This window comes from Rhodococcus sp. APC 3903, from assembly GCF_030407755.1.
Taxonomy (GTDB): Bacteria; Actinomycetota; Actinomycetes; order Mycobacteriales; family Mycobacteriaceae; genus Rhodococcus_F; species Rhodococcus_F erythropolis.
In genome coordinates, this window is record NZ_JASDCV010000017.1 from 127,205 (window position 1) to 141,153 (window position 13,949).

The 13,949-nt window shown below is 62.9% G+C and carries 14 protein-coding genes; 9 read left to right on the plus strand and 5 right to left on the minus strand.

Annotated elements, in window-relative coordinates:
* Positions 1-38 precede the first annotated feature (38 nt).
* The gene (locus tag QMA15_RS23245; protein ID WP_290286749.1) at positions 39-1,424 is read right to left on the minus strand and encodes a PLP-dependent aminotransferase family protein; all 1,386 of its coding nucleotides are present in this window, start codon (positions 1,422-1,424) and stop codon (positions 39-41) included.
* A 97-nt stretch (positions 1,425-1,521) separates the two neighbouring features.
* Between QMA15_RS23245 and QMA15_RS23250 the strand changes: the two genes are divergently transcribed.
* Positions 1,522-2,229: a pyridoxamine 5'-phosphate oxidase family protein gene (locus QMA15_RS23250; protein WP_069145284.1), complete on the plus strand. Its 708-nt coding sequence runs from the start codon at positions 1,522-1,524 to the stop codon at positions 2,227-2,229.
* 80 nt (positions 2,230-2,309) lie between these two features.
* Here QMA15_RS23250 and QMA15_RS23255 read toward each other — a convergent pair whose 3' ends face one another.
* From QMA15_RS23255 to QMA15_RS23270, 4 genes are all read right to left on the minus strand, one after another.
* Positions 2,310-3,548, minus strand: coding sequence for an HNH endonuclease signature motif containing protein (locus tag QMA15_RS23255; RefSeq protein ID WP_290286753.1), 1,239 nt, complete (start codon positions 3,546-3,548; stop codon positions 2,310-2,312).
* Between the two features lie 60 nt (positions 3,549-3,608).
* On the minus strand, positions 3,609-4,424 hold the full coding sequence (locus QMA15_RS23260; RefSeq protein WP_020971385.1) for a slipin family protein: 816 nt from the start codon (positions 4,422-4,424) through the stop codon (positions 3,609-3,611).
* Entirely contained in the window at positions 4,421-4,891 is a 471-nt protein-coding gene (locus tag QMA15_RS23265) for an NfeD family protein (RefSeq protein WP_029256740.1), read from the minus strand. The genes QMA15_RS23260 and QMA15_RS23265 overlap by 4 nt, the downstream gene beginning before the upstream one ends.
* 117 nt (positions 4,892-5,008) lie before the next feature.
* Positions 5,009-5,758, minus strand: a complete 750-nt coding sequence (locus tag QMA15_RS23270) for an IclR family transcriptional regulator (protein ID WP_020971387.1) — start codon at positions 5,756-5,758, stop codon at positions 5,009-5,011.
* A 247-nt stretch (positions 5,759-6,005) separates the two neighbouring features.
* On the opposite strand from QMA15_RS23270, the gene QMA15_RS23275 reads away from it, so the two are divergent.
* The 8 genes from QMA15_RS23275 to QMA15_RS23310 are packed head-to-tail and all read left to right on the plus strand — an operon-like array spanning position 6,006 to position 13,730.
* Positions 6,006-7,058 (plus strand): NrtA/SsuA/CpmA family ABC transporter substrate-binding protein, encoded by a 1,053-nt coding sequence (locus QMA15_RS23275; RefSeq protein WP_019746070.1) that lies wholly within the window; start codon positions 6,006-6,008, stop codon positions 7,056-7,058.
* A 4-nt stretch (positions 7,059-7,062) separates the two neighbouring features.
* Positions 7,063-7,920 (plus strand): ABC transporter permease, encoded by an 858-nt coding sequence (locus QMA15_RS23280; protein ID WP_020971388.1) that lies wholly within the window; start codon positions 7,063-7,065, stop codon positions 7,918-7,920.
* A gap of 20 nt (positions 7,921-7,940) precedes the next feature.
* The gene (locus QMA15_RS23285) at positions 7,941-8,759 is read left to right on the plus strand and encodes an ABC transporter ATP-binding protein (RefSeq protein ID WP_205908030.1); all 819 of its coding nucleotides are present in this window, start codon (positions 7,941-7,943) and stop codon (positions 8,757-8,759) included.
* Positions 8,743-9,786 carry an ABC transporter substrate-binding protein gene (locus tag QMA15_RS23290; RefSeq protein WP_205907128.1) on the plus strand — a complete coding sequence of 348 codons (1,044 nt, stop codon included), beginning with the start codon at positions 8,743-8,745 and terminating at the stop codon, positions 9,784-9,786. Before QMA15_RS23285 ends, QMA15_RS23290 begins: the two co-directional genes overlap by 17 nt.
* Positions 9,783-10,892, plus strand: a complete 1,110-nt coding sequence (locus QMA15_RS23295) for an LLM class flavin-dependent oxidoreductase (protein ID WP_205907129.1) — start codon at positions 9,783-9,785, stop codon at positions 10,890-10,892. Before QMA15_RS23290 ends, QMA15_RS23295 begins: the two co-directional genes overlap by 4 nt.
* Positions 10,889-12,043 (plus strand): LLM class flavin-dependent oxidoreductase, encoded by a 1,155-nt coding sequence (locus QMA15_RS23300; RefSeq protein ID WP_003946051.1) that lies wholly within the window; start codon positions 10,889-10,891, stop codon positions 12,041-12,043. Before QMA15_RS23295 ends, QMA15_RS23300 begins: the two co-directional genes overlap by 4 nt.
* Positions 12,040-12,747 (plus strand): class II aldolase/adducin family protein, encoded by a 708-nt coding sequence (locus QMA15_RS23305; protein WP_279163332.1) that lies wholly within the window; start codon positions 12,040-12,042, stop codon positions 12,745-12,747. The genes QMA15_RS23300 and QMA15_RS23305 overlap by 4 nt, the downstream gene beginning before the upstream one ends.
* 41 nt (positions 12,748-12,788) lie before the next feature.
* Entirely contained in the window at positions 12,789-13,730 is a 942-nt protein-coding gene (locus QMA15_RS23310; RefSeq protein WP_172932785.1) for an ABC transporter substrate-binding protein, read from the plus strand.
* Positions 13,731-13,949 lie beyond the last annotated feature (219 nt).

Genomic DNA, 13,949 nt, shown 5'->3' on the forward strand with positions numbered 1-13,949 from the left:
CACGCCCATCCGTTGCCGCACTCCCGATCAACGAGACTTCACGCGCTGTGACGCGCGAGGCACTCGGCTATCACCTCGAGCGCATATTCGAGGTCCGCGGATTCCACTCGCCCGTAGCCGATGACCAATCCACCGGGGTCTCCGTGCGTTCGGGTGGACTCGACCAGGGTGGGCACTTCGACGCCGTGTTCAAGTGCCTCGCGAGCGACGGTGGCTGCCAGATCCGCGTCGAGCATGAGCGTCGTGTGCATGCCGGCGCCGAGTCCGCGCAGTTCACCGAACGATGACAGTGCTTCCTCGACCGCCCGATCGCGCTCGCGGTACCTGCGCCGGGCGGTACGTACCGCTCGATCCCATTCGCCGTCACGGAGCAGGGACAGGAGTGCTTGCTGCAGCGGAACCGACGGGAAGTCGCCGATTCGCTTGCGGTGTAATGCTATGCGGTCAACCAGGTCGAGGGGAGCTACCAACCAGCCCAATCGAATTCCGGCGCCGAGCGTTTTGGCAACCGTTCCGAGATACACCACCCGATCAGGAGCCAACTGGGCGAGCGCAGGCAAAGGCGCTACGTCGTAACGGAATTCGGAGTCGTAATCGTCCTCGAACAGGACGACGTCGCGGGCGCGTGCGAACTCGATCAACTGGTTGCGCCGACCTACCGGAAGCAGCCCACCTGTCGGATACTGATGGGACGGTGTCACATACACACCGCGGACGCTCTCCGACGCCGTTTCGAGTTGGTCGACACAGAGACCATGAGCGTCGACGGGCACGTCGAGCAGCGACCATCCACAGGCTGTTGCGGCCGAGGACGCATACCGGTATCCGGGATCTTCCATCGCCAGAACAGCACCACGGGTACGCAGAGCCGACAGGGCGAGGCCGAGACCATGCGTGGCACCTGAGGTGATCAGGATTCTCTCGGGTTCAACCGACATTCCGCGGGCTCTTGCCAGCAATTCCGATAGTGCCGAACGCAATTCGTAGTCACCCGCAGGATCGGGATCCTCGAATGGTGGCGGTTTGGACCCGACATCACGCCACGCCCGCCGCCACGCTGCCGATGCACGCGGCGGCGTCCACGGCACGCCTGGCCGGAGCTGCACCCTGGGCGACATCTTGTCGGCGGCCTTCTTCGGTGTAGTCGTGGGAGTGACCGCGGGAGATGGCGCCTCGGCAACGAAGGTGCCCGAGCCGTGCACAGCGACAAGCCAACCCTCGGCGATCAACTGCTCATACGCCCGTTCCACGACGCCCCGCGCCACCTCGAGCTCCGCCGCCAGCTTCCGGGAACTGGGCAACCTCAGTCCCACTGCCGCCTTACCACTGCGGATATCAGCTCTGAGGTGGTCGGCAATCTGGATCGGGAGCGCCCGCCGATCCGTCCGGTCGAGGACGACGGCTACCGCCGAAGGAAGAAACATTCAGAACCCTCCCGGAAGTGGCAAATCGAAGTGGCCTATCGAAGTCTCCACTGATTGGACCATGACTTGAAGCCACTTTGCCACCAGCATTGTCTGCATGACAGATTCCGTTGTCTTTGCTGCCCCTGCTCCTGCCCCCACTGCACCTATTCCGCTGTCCCCGACAGCACGTACGACGCACAAGCGCGCCCGCCACCACGGCGTCGCAGAACGCGCGGCACTCGTCGACGTCTTGCAGTCCGCGAAGCTGTGCCACATGGGCGTGACCGTCGGCGGAGTTCCCATGGTGTTTCCCACCGCGTACGGGTTCGACCTCGACGGCCCTGACCGCGGCGGGTCTATTTATGTTCACGGCTCGGTGGCCTCGCGAAGCTTGGCTCCGGACAGCGAAATCTGCATCACCATCACGATCCTCGACGGGCTCGTGTTGGCGCGGTCGGGCTTCCACCACTCGATGAACTACCGCAGCGGCGTCATCGTCGGATCACCTCGAGTCGTGACCGACGGCGACGAGCGAGTGAAGGCTTTGAATCTGATCGTCGACCAGGTGGTTCCCGGACGTTCCCAACACTTGCGGGATCACACGCGCAAGGAAATGGCGGCAACCATCGTTCTTGCACTGCCGTTGTACGAGGCTTCCGTCAAGGCCCGCACCGGCGGTCCCGGCGACGATGCCGCCGACATCGGTGTCGAAACCGTCTGGGCTGGAGTAGTTCCTGCAGCTACGCACTTCGGTGAACCGATCCCGTCCGAGGATCTCGACTCCGGTGTCGCGCTTCCGGACCATATCTCGACGATGCTCTGACCGCACACGCGACTCCGACAAACGCAGCTCGCACCGGGGCATGGCTATGCCCCGGTGTGTACGTATTCAGTTGCGCCCGTTCAGGCTGCTGTCGGTGGGCTGTTCCCGCCGATCGGCTGTTGATACGGATCGATCGACATCGGTGGATAGAACACCGACTTCCGATCCTGGCCGATCTCCACCCGCCATTCCGTGTGGTGCAGTGTCCGGTGGTGATGACCGCACAACAAGATCAGATTGTCGAGATCTGTTGGGCCACCATCATTCCAGTGAACAATATGATGAGCATCGCACCACCCCGACGGCGTCCCACACCCCGGAAACGCGCACCCACCATCACGAACCGCCAACGCCCGCCGCTGCGGCACCGTCGCCGTTCTCGCTTCCTTACCGCACTCGAGCGGAACACCATTCTCATCCAACAAAATCCGGGTGACCGTGCAGTCGCACGCCAACATCCGGGCGGTGTCGATACTGATCGGACCCACCCAATCCGTCCACGCGAACCCGAGTTCCTCCGTGGACGGCAACAGGTCTTTCAACGCTTGCAGATCCGTCATATCTTTCGCACTGGCAGTGACCGTGATGTGTGGTTTCACGCCGCCCTCGATCGGACCCAACCCCGCCCGCTCGTACCGACGCAACAACTCGCAAAACCCGTCCGCACGTCGTAGCGCCGGCGTACGCGTGTCCTTGACACCATCCTTCTCCGGCGTCGGCGCCGACAAACTCGACAACAACGTGATCAGACGGGCCCCGTTCACAGCATCCAAGTCACCCTTCACAGACACACGCCCGTACAAGCCTTTCGAGGCGTAGAACTCGTTACGTTCGGAATCCTCGCCGACCGGAACACCGTCCTCGCGTTTGCCGTACTGCTTCTCGATCCGGCGGATCGCTGCCCGCACCGCATCACAATCGGCAATGTTCTTCGACGCCAACCCGAGCAAGATCCTGCGGGCCTTGTCCACATCTGCCAGGGTCATGTTCTTGGGCGGATGCTGACAAAACGACGCCACCTGACGCGCCTTCAACGCATCCACATCACCACGATGAAACGCATCCGCGACAACAGGTTCGAGCATCAACAACCGCGCCAACCCGACCAGCAGACTGCACTCGCCGATCTCCAAATTCGTCGAACCATGCAACCACTGCGCGATCGCCCGAAAACCCTTCCCACCGAGAACCTCACGGGAAAACATCTCCACGATCAACAACACCAACCGCGACTGCAACTCGTGCCGGACACGCACCAGATCGAGAACCTCACCCTTGAGGCCCTCGCCATCCAGTTGCCACGCATCCCGACTGTCCATGCAGCAATCATATTCGAACACAGTTTCGAATACAAGAGAATATCGAGATGAAACTAGCTGCTAATCAACAACTTTCGCATTCCAGACAGAACGGGCATGTTCTTGGGTGGCTGTGGAAACCTCCGCTTGGCCGCCCATGAAGGGCCGGACAAGATCCAGCGGCAAGGGGAAGACAACGGTGGAGTTGTTCTCGCTACCGATCTCGTGAAGTGTCTGCAGATATCGCAATTGCAGAGTGGTCGGATTGCGGCTGATCACCTCGGCCGCCTCGGCGAGCTTGGCCGAAGCCTGAAACTCTGCGTCGGCGTTGATGATCTTGGCTCGACGTTCACGTTCGGCCTCTGCTTGCCTGGCGATGGCGCGCTGCATGTTGGCTGGAATCTCGACGTCCTTGATCTCGACGGTCGTGACCTTGACGCCCCACGGTTCGGTCTGCTGGTCGATGACTTTCTGCAGATCCTCGTTGAGGCGTTCACGTTCGGATAGCAGCGAGTCCAGCTCAGCTTTACCGAGGATGGAGCGCAGTGTGGTCTGGGCGATCTGTGAGGTGGCGGCCAAAAAGTCCTCGACTTCGACTATCGAACGGTCAGCGTCGACGACCCGAAAGTAGGTGACGGCGGTGACCTTCACCGGAACATTGTCGCGGGTAATCACTTCTTGGACCGGTATTTTCAGCGTGACGGTTCGCAGACTGACCCGTTCCATACGATCGATCGCCGGCACCAGAATCACCAGGCCTGGGCCTTTCAAGGTGATCAATCGGCCGAGGCGGAACACCACCGCGCGCTCGTACTCGCGCAGAACTCTCACCGACATTCCCACAAGGACTGCAATCAGCACGACAAACACGGACAACACGACAAGCACGGTGGTCATAGCGGCAGCTCCCACGGTTCACGACGGCGCACTTTCAGAGTCAGGCCTCGTACCTGCTCTACGACGACGGATTCGCCCACGGCAGGCACAGAGTCGTCGTACCCGAATTCCATTCGAGCACTCCATAATCCGCCATCAAGCTCGACCTGACCCTGCGCGCCGGTCCAACTGCGAACGGTCGCGTCGGAGCCGACAAGAGATTCCGTCCCCGTACGCACGGGAGCGCGGCGCGCGGTAAGCGCTTTTCGACTCGCTACCGCCACCACGCCCAGGCCGACTACCGCGACTCCCGCCGTCACCGGGATCGCGATCAATTGGCCGATACCGTCGGATGTGAAAAGCATCCAGACGCCGGCACCGATCATGAGTGCTCCAAGCACACCGAGCACCCCCGCGGTTGGGGCATGCGCCTCGACCACGATCAACAGGACGCCCAGCAGCAGGGCAACGACACCGATCGTCGTCATCACTCGTCTCCACGCTCGCGAGGACGCGGTCACGTCGCGTAGCCATTGTGCGATCGCGCCCTCGGCTTCAACGGTAATCACGTTCGGCCGGATCTGCCACAAGCACTTCACGCCAGTTCAGAGAAGCACTTCACCGATCTGTCGCGCAGTTACCTTGGCAAGGTCGGCGAGGAACGGAATCCGTTCGTCGATCATCAGCTCGACCGGACCACGAAGCCCGAGAGCGTAACGCACAGTGCCGGATCCATCGATGATCGGAATTCCGATCGTTCGGTAATCCGGGGTCAACTCCTCGTCGTTGAATCCGTATCCTCGCTCACGAGTCAGTTCCAATTCCCGGCGGATACCGGCAACATCGGTGATCGCACGCTGAGTGGTCGCTTCACGTGGCAGCGCAGCGAGCTCGGAATCGTCGACATCGGACCACGCCAGAAACGCTTTCCCGAGTGCGCTCGCATGCAAGGGAAGGCGGACACCCTGGAGCACGTGCCCGTCGGCCTCGCGCCATCGGCTGAATCCGAGCAACACCACCTCACTTCCGCTTCGCACTGCCAGGGAGGCGGATGCTCCTGTCGTCGCGGCCAATTGCTCCAAATAGGGCTCGGACAGATAGATCCGATGCTGCCGGTAGGAGACCTGTCCGTAAGCCGCCAGCGCCGCGCCGATGCGATACCGACTGGTTGCGTCGTCCTTCTCGAGGAACCCCGCGTCGACGAGCGACTGCAGCAATCGATGCGTGGTGCTGACCGCAAGCTCTTGTCGCCGCGCAACTTCCGAGACTCCCAGTTCTTCGCCACTGCGAAAACATGTGAGCATGGTCAGGGCACGGGTTACCGTCTGAACTCCCGCGCCGCGTGCGTCCGTCACGAACGATCCTTTCGCTGTGGCCTGATCGACCTGAGAATCGGACGCTAACACGGACCCAGCAGTCCGGCCATCCTTTCCATCAGGTGGAAAGGAACCAGACGCGGACCCACAAAAGCCCAGATGAACAGACTTCCGATGTTGTCAAGATTTCCAATCTCCAGAAAACAAACGGGGGTAAAACAGACACGCACCCAATAGCGTCATCGTCGTCAGTTCTGACGAATCAACGCCTGAAGGAGCCACATACATGTCCCGCTTCCGCCGACTGCCACGAGCTGCCGCTGCGCTCGCCATGATCCCGCTGGCCGGGTTGGCGGTGGCGTGTGGGTCTTCCGATTCCGACAGCGCCGCAGGCAATTCCAGCGCCGACTTCACGCTCAAAGTCTTCGATCCCGGAAACTCCGGTGCCATCGCCGTCGGCAAGCGTGACGGAACCTACGACGAGGCGCTGGCACCGCTGGGCGCAAAGATCGAATGGGTCAAGACCACACCGGGATTCAGCTCCAACCTCAAACTGTTCAACAGCGGTGAGCTCGACATCCAAACCGGCGCATACAGTCCCGTCGTCGGCGCACTGTCGAAGGACGTGGGTGTCCGCATCTTCGCCACGTCCGACCCGTACAACAAGGACCAGGCCGGCATCATCGCCACTCCGGAATCCGGAATCAAGACCGTCGCAGACCTGGCCGGCAAGCGCATCGCCGTCAACCCTGCGGGTAAGGGCGAGTACATCACGCTCAAGGCCCTGACACAGGCCGGAGTGCCGATCGATTCCGTCGAACGCGTTCCTCTGCAACAGGCTGACGCGGCGTCGGCGTTCTCCACCGGGCAGGTCGACGCGTGGGCATCGTTCCTGATTCCGTATCAGGAGGCCAAGGCCAAGGGCGCAGTCGAGATCGCAACCGAGGCGAGCATCGACTCCGTGGACAGCACCATCATCGCCGGCCGCACCGCAGTACTCGAAGCGCATCCCGAGGTGGTCCAGAAGTTCCTCGAGGTCACTCAGGAACTCACCGCGAAGCAGCAGGCCGACCCAGCAGCCTTCGAGAACGTCTTCGAACAGACCGGTCCGCGTGCACTCTCCGGACAGCGACTCGACGACGCGATCACCCTCGGCGGCCAGATCACCAACTTCCGCTACCCGACTGCAGCCGACGCCACCGACCTCGAATCCATCTCCACGCTGTTCGCCGAGAACAAGGTGATCCAGCAGCCCCTCAAGGGCAGCGACGTGATCTTCGACCTCCAGGGTGCTGTGGCAGGTTCGGCAGCGGCAGCGCCCACCACCGAGGGGAAGTGACCCGATGGTGACGCTGACCCGCCCCGCACGAACGGCGTCGCAGTCAGTGGAACATCCGCAACTCGAAACGCCCCGCTACCGGCGCAATCGCAGCAGGCCCAAGTGGGTCTCGATCCCCCTCCGCTTCCTCGTGCCCGCGCTGCTGGTTGCCGGATGGTGGATCGGATCCGCTACCGGACTGATCCGCGAAGAGATCCTGGCCGGACCTCCGGCGGTGTGGACGGCATTCGCCGAGCTGTACCAGTCGGGTCAGTTGGTCGACTTCGGTCTCGCGTCGCTTCAACGTGCTGCACTCGGTGTTTCGGTCGGTGTGATCGTCGGATTGGTGCTCGGGGTTCTGTCCGGTCTCTCCTCGCTCGGTGAAGAACTGATCGACTCGACCATGCAGATCAACCGCGCGGTTCCGTTCCTCGCGCTCGTTCCGTTGTTCATCGCCTGGTTCGGTATCGACGAAACTTTCAAGGTGGTCCTGATCGCAGTCGCGACCGTCGCCCCCATGTACGCATACACCTACCTCGGTGTGCGCGGGGTCGATCGTAAGATGGTCGAAGCGGCACAGGGTTTCGGACTGACAGGTTGGCGACTGGTGTTCGGAGCGATTCTTCCGACCGCCCTCCCCGGTGTTCTGATGGGGCTTCGAATCTGCTTGTCGCTCAGCATCACCGGATTGATCGCCGCCGAACAGGTCGGCACACGTGAGGGGATCGGATACCTGGTCACCCTGGCGCAGGAATACAACCGCACCGACTACATGGTTCTGTGCATCGTCATGTACGCGGCGCTGGGTCTCATCTTCGACGCCGTGGTCAGGCTGATCGAGCGGTACTCCATGCCGTGGCGGAGATTGTCGGTGGCGCGGTGACGAACACGACCGTCGGCTCGCTGCCTACCTCCGAAGCACCTCTGCCGCCGTTGGCAACGCGTGAGCGGACCGGCACCACTGCGGCCGAACGACGAGCCGGATCACCAGTGGCAGTCTCACTCACCGGAGTGCGGAAGTCGTTCGGTGACAAGACTGTTCTGGGAGGTATCGACCTCGAGATCACACGCGGAGAGTTCGTCGTTCTCCTCGGCCCCAGCGGCACCGGCAAGACGACCCTGTTGCGAGTGCTCTCCGGTTTGGAAGCACCGGACAGCGGCGAGGTGCTGGTTCCGCGCGACCGCACGGTCGTCTACCAGGAACCGCGATTGATCCCGTCGAAGCGAGTTCTGGCCAATGTCACAGTCGGACAGAAGCGGTCACGTCAGGTGACCGACAATGCACGCAACGCACTCTCCGAGGTCAACCTCGCGGACAAGCACCGTGCCTGGCCGGCCACCCTCTCCGGCGGTGAGGCCCAACGCGTCGCATTGGCTCGCGCTCTCGTTCGCGAACCTGAACTATTACTGCTCGACGAACCGTTCGCGGCCCTCGACGCTTTGACCAGGCTCCAAATGCAAGACTTGGTAGGCGATCTGGTCGCCCGTCACCGTCCGGCTGTACTACTCGTCACGCACGACGTCGACGAAGCCGTACGACTTGCCGACCGCGTGCTCATCCTCGACAAGGGCGGGCTTGCCGTGGACGTCGACATCGACCTGCCACGCCCCCGCGATCGGAACGATCCCGAATCTTTGCGCTACCGAGCGAGTTTCCTGAAGGAACTCGGTGTCGGCCGCACCTTCCCCGACGGACAGGACAGTCATGACATTGATCGCTGATTCCGCAATCGACACACTCTGGTACACCCGCTGCCCCGTTCCCACCGCCAGCGGTCTCGCCAACAGTCTCGGTTGGCTCGACCGGACGGCAAACGAATCCGGAGTGCGTTTCGGCGTACTGCAAGATGCCGGACCGGAATTGGCAGTGCGCCATTTCGATCACCATCTCTCCGGACTCATTCGCGAAGGCGGCAACGTCCCCGCACTGGCCGCGCGTGCCAGTGGTTCTCCGACGAGGCTCATCGGGCTCACCTGGATCGACGAGGCCCAGGCAATCCTGGTGCGCGGAGACTCCGACATCCGCGAAGCAGGTCTTCTGGCCGGCGCTCGGATCGGTATCCCGGCCTGGGCTGCGGATCAGGCCAGGAGCTTTCCTCGCGCCATGGCCCTGCACGGCTTCGCCTCCGCACTTCGACTGGGCGAGTTGAGTTTTGCCGACGTCACCCTCGTCGGGGTTGCGACGACCGCAGCCCCCGAGGTCCGCACCGCCTCGTCCACCCGCAACACGACGTGGGGTGTCGAATCCCTGCTCCGCGGCGACGTCGATGCCATCTATGTCAAGGGCGCCCGCGCCCAGGAAGTTGCCCGCGAACACGGCCTCGCCGTTGCCGTCGATCTCGATTCCACTGCATCCCTACGTGATCGCGTCAACAACGGCACCCCACGACCGATCACGGTTCATGCCGACCTACTCGAACAGCGCCCGGACATCGTCGTCGGTTTCCTCGCCGAGAGCCTGAGAGCAGCGGACTGGGCCGCAGCCAACATCGACGAGGTCCGAGCCGTGCTGCAGACCGAAACACAGTCCGGGCCCGAAGGTGTGGTGGCAGCCTACGGCGAGAACTTCCACACCGGACTGCATTTGAGCCTGTCGGACGAGCGTGTGGACCTGCTCGGCGTGCAGAAACAATTCCTGTATGCGCACGGCTTCCTTGCCGCCGACTTCGACCTGCGGTCCTGGGTGGCGCACGAACCACTGGAACAGGCACGCGCACTTGTCGCCGCGCAGAAGGGCACAGAAGAATGACGGACGTCTACTGGGAGCTGCCCTCGCGCGGTGACGGACGTCGGGCAGTGTCCGCGCTGAACAGTCGCGGCGGCTTCGGGCCACAGCGACCGACTACCGTCGCGACCGATGTTCGCCCCGGAAACTTCGGGCCCTTCGACGAATTGGCACAGATCGTTCTCGCAGCCGAACTGTCGGGCGTCGACGGCGTTGTCGCACCGTACGATCCGAATGGCGAAGAATCCTGGATCGTTGCTGCCGCCGCCCTACGTCAGACGCGTCATTCGCGAGTGGTCGTGGAGTTTCACCCCACTTTCGGCACCCCCGTCTACGCCGCCAAAATGTCGGCGACACTTCAGCGCCTGTCGGCAGGTCGTCTCGAATGGCGAGTGAAGGTAGAGACGGACCCCGAAGACGCCGCTGCTCGCGGAGACGTGGTTCGAGGTGCCGACCGCTACGCGCGCGCCGCGGAGTTCCTGACCGTCGCACGCGGTGTGTGGAACGAGGAACAGATTCTCCCCGGCGGATTCGGCGGCACGGGTTACGACTTCGACGGCGAGTACTACGACGTACTCGGCGGCGGATTCCGAGGCATCTTGTCGGGACTCCGCTTTCCCCGAGTACATCTGACCGGAGACTCACCGGAAGCTCTGGAACTCTCGGCCCACCATGCCGATGTCCATCAGTTCACCCTTGCCGGTGACGAGTTGTCGACACGGATCACCACCCTCGACGACCGAGCATCCGAACTCGGCAGGAACGTCGAGAAGGTCCTGCGCATCCCGATCATCGCGAGGGAAACAGCCGACGAAGCCTGGGCTCGCGTCGAACGGCAACTGAGAGAAACCGATTCCGCTGCACTCGAGATCGACCGGGGCGGCATCCTGTGGTCCGGATTCGACCGCATCGGCTACGAGCACAGTATCGGCCTCGTCGGAAGCTACGAGGAAGTGGCGCAGCGATTGTCGTCGTATCGCGATCTCGGCGTGGACGGTTTCGTCCTGTCCGGTCGGCCACACATCGAAGAGTTGCACCGGGCGGGCGAGCATCTTCTGCACCTGGTCGATCCCGAGGGTCGGATCCGCAAGGAAGAGAAGGCCACCACAGAAGAGAAGGCCACCGCATGAGCATCGATTTCTATTGGCGGATCGGGATGGAAGGCGACCACGCGTCGCTGCGTACTCCGCGTCGCTACAACCGCGGCGATGCCGGTGGATACGGGCCGGGCAACATCGCTCCCGCGATCCGCGGCGGCGAGTTGGACGGATACAGCTACATCGACCACATGGCCGCGGTGGCAAAGGCTTCCGAGTCTGCCGGCTTCCTCGGTGGACTGCTGCCGTCCTTCCCGATGACCGAGGATCCGTGGGCGACCGCAGCAGCGTTGGCCGCCGAGACCACCACGTACCGTTTCATGGTCGCGTTCCAACCGGGTTTCCTTCACCCGGTACAGGCCGCGCGGATGTCGGCCAGTCTGCAGCGAGCAACCGGCGGACGTCTGGTTTACAACATCATCAGTGGCGGAGGCGGAGCGCCTCAGCTGTGGTGGGGCGACAAGGTCGACCATGACGATCGCTACACCAGGACGTCCGAGTTCCTCGATGTCCTCAAGGGTGTGTGGGACGGCGAACCTTTCGACTTCGACGGTCGCTTCTTCCAAACCCACGGCGCTGCACTTCCACCCGGACTTGCCGGCCAGCCGTTTCCCGAGGTGTACTTCTCCGGGTCTTCGGCAGCAGCCGTCGCCGCCGCCGGACTGCACTCCGATTACTACCTTTCCTGGCTGGAGCCGTACGCCGATCTGAGAGCCAAGATCGACGGCGTGCGGGAGAACTCGGCCAAGCTGGGACGCACCCCGAAGTTCGCCGTACGCATCGACGTCGTTGCCCGGCACACCGAAGAAGCCGCGTGGGCCGAGATCGAGAAAGGCTGGGCTTTCGTCGACAAGGGGGCCGCCGACCGCGCAGCGCAGGGTGATTCGGTGGGCGCCGCCCGCATCAAGGGGTGGGTGCCCGAACACATCACAGGTTACCGAGATCTGGAAGTGCAGCCCAACGTGTGGTGTGGCTTCAGCCTCATCCGCGGCGGACCAGCGTTCGGACTGGTCGGCAGCTACGAACAGGTCGCCGAAAGACTCGACGAGCTGCGCGAACTGGGCGTCGACGCCTTCATCCTCGCGGGTAACCCGCATCTCGAAGAGGCATACCGCGTCGGCGAAGAAGTTCTTCCCCTCCTGCAGCGCACCCCGATCACACCTTCTGGACTGGAGACTCGATGACCACCACCGAAACTCGACTCGACGCCGATACCGCAGCATTTGTCGAAGCAGCGCGCAAAGCAGCAGACAAGGCATTCGACGTCTTCCGCAAGACCGGAACGGTTGCAGCCAACGGGACCGTGAACTTCGTCGAACGCGTACCCGGCACCGAAATCGCGGTCGCCCTGAACGACCCGGGACCGTGGGCGGACGATCCGTCGGTGTCACCGGTTGTCGCTACGTTCGATGGAGAGGTGCTGTCCGGCAACGGATCGGCTGGTTTTGTCACCGGCTACGCGTCAGTGTTCCGTGAGCATCCGGAAATCACGAGCGTCGTCCACATCCACACTCCGTGGCTCGGCGGTTGGGCACAGACACACCGGTCGCTACCCATCCGCTATGCGGCTTCGCAGAGGCTGACGCTCTCCCGAGAGATTCCGCCGCACATCGATCGGTCCCGTTCTGCGGGCGAGTTCATTCTCGAGCGCCTCGAACGCGATCCCGATCTGGTGGCGATCTTCGAAGCCAACGGCGGGGTCAACGTCATCGGCCGCAGCGGGTTGCTCGACCTCGCGAAGTTCGTCGTCCTCCTCGAAGAGGGCGCCCAGTTCCAGGCGATCGCCGAAACCCTCGGCGGTTCGGTCGAATTCGATCCGTCCAACCTCACGGTCCAGTGGGGCCGTAGCGGACTCGCCGACGAGGCGCGTCGACGCGGCCTCATCTAGCCACCCCCATCACTGATTCAGAACAGGAAACCGTAGATCTCATGACCGTTCGCGTCGGATACTTCCCACACAACAATTCGCTGTTCGTACTGCGCCACACCGGAATCCTCGAACGCCGTCTCCCCGATGTCGAGTGGGTGGACCTGCGTGAGCTTCCCGCCAAGCCTGCAGTGAACCCGGAAAACGCCTTGCCGACCCTGCACTCGGACTGGCTGTTCGAGGAGGGCGGATACGACGTGATCGGAACCGGCTTCACGCCGCCCGTCACCGGTTTGGCCCAGGGCCGCGATCTCGTCTACATCGGAATCTCCGGCCCCCGCGTGGAGAACGGGCGCCTGGTAGTCAAGGCAGAGTCCGAGATCAACACGGTAGAGGACCTGCGCGGCAAGCGCGTCGGCATCGCGCACGGATCGTGGCAGACCACACTGTTGTTGTTCGCCTTGGATCAGGCGGGGCTGACCTGGTCCGACATCGTCCCCGTCGATACCGACGTGCGCGGTGGTGGAGCGGACCTCGTCGACGGCACCATCGATGCCTGGGTAGGAGCGTACCCGGGGCTGACCGACATCGAAGCGAACCACGAACTGCGCACGCTGATCGCCACCGACGGACTCTTCAGCCACCCCTCACTGTGGTTCACCCGGCGCAATTTCGCGGATACCAACCCGGAAGCCCTCCAGGCGATCATCGAGGCCCTGCAGGAATCCGACGCCTGGATCGAAGCCAACCCCCGCGAAGCCGCGCAGATCTTCGTCGACGACATCGAGAAGCGTGGCGGGTCCGCGAGCATCGATGCCTGGGAAGCTGCACTGCGCGGACGTCCTTTCGGTGTCAACCCGGTCACCGACGAGTTCCTCGACGAGCAGCAGCGCGCGGCCGATCTCCTGCTGAGCAACGGACTACTGCCGAAGGCGGTCACCGTCCGCGAAGCAGTCGTGCCGTGGATCAGCGAGTTCGTCGGTTCGGATCGTTCGTCGATCTGAGAACCCACACCTGACAGATCCGCTTCACACGTGACAGATACCGAACGGTCTGCCATTGTGAAGGGATGCGGCGGCGCGTGGGTGAGAGTTGGTCCACGCGACCAGTCTCAGGGGTAACCCCTGGGTCGGCCAGAAGAATTGGATACTGCGTCCACCGGCGTTCGGCACGCTCCGCGTGCTTGCCGCCGCACCGGACAAAGGATTTGGTCACCCCGCCCC

Coding starts and splice junctions, on each gene's coding strand:
- QMA15_RS23250 (WP_069145284.1), top strand. CDS start 1,522: ATGACAGATTCCGTTGTCTTTGCTGCCCCTGCTCCTGCCCCCACTGCA.
- QMA15_RS23245 (WP_290286749.1), bottom strand. CDS start 1,424: ATGTTTCTTCCTTCGGCGGTAGCCGTCGTCCTCGACCGGACGGATCGG.
- QMA15_RS23280 (WP_020971388.1), top strand. CDS start 7,063: ATGGTGACGCTGACCCGCCCCGCACGAACGGCGTCGCAGTCAGTGGAA.
- QMA15_RS23295 (WP_205907129.1), top strand. CDS start 9,783: ATGACGGACGTCTACTGGGAGCTGCCCTCGCGCGGTGACGGACGTCGG.
- QMA15_RS23265 (WP_029256740.1), bottom strand. CDS start 4,891: ATGACGACGATCGGTGTCGTTGCCCTGCTGCTGGGCGTCCTGTTGATC.
- QMA15_RS23255 (WP_290286753.1), bottom strand. CDS start 3,548: ATGGACAGTCGGGATGCGTGGCAACTGGATGGCGAGGGCCTCAAGGGT.
- QMA15_RS23305 (WP_279163332.1), top strand. CDS start 12,040: ATGACCACCACCGAAACTCGACTCGACGCCGATACCGCAGCATTTGTC.
- QMA15_RS23275 (WP_019746070.1), top strand. CDS start 6,006: ATGTCCCGCTTCCGCCGACTGCCACGAGCTGCCGCTGCGCTCGCCATG.
- QMA15_RS23300 (WP_003946051.1), top strand. CDS start 10,889: ATGAGCATCGATTTCTATTGGCGGATCGGGATGGAAGGCGACCACGCG.
- QMA15_RS23260 (WP_020971385.1), bottom strand. CDS start 4,424: ATGACCACCGTGCTTGTCGTGTTGTCCGTGTTTGTCGTGCTGATTGCA.
- QMA15_RS23290 (WP_205907128.1), top strand. CDS start 8,743: ATGACATTGATCGCTGATTCCGCAATCGACACACTCTGGTACACCCGC.
- QMA15_RS23310 (WP_172932785.1), top strand. CDS start 12,789: ATGACCGTTCGCGTCGGATACTTCCCACACAACAATTCGCTGTTCGTA.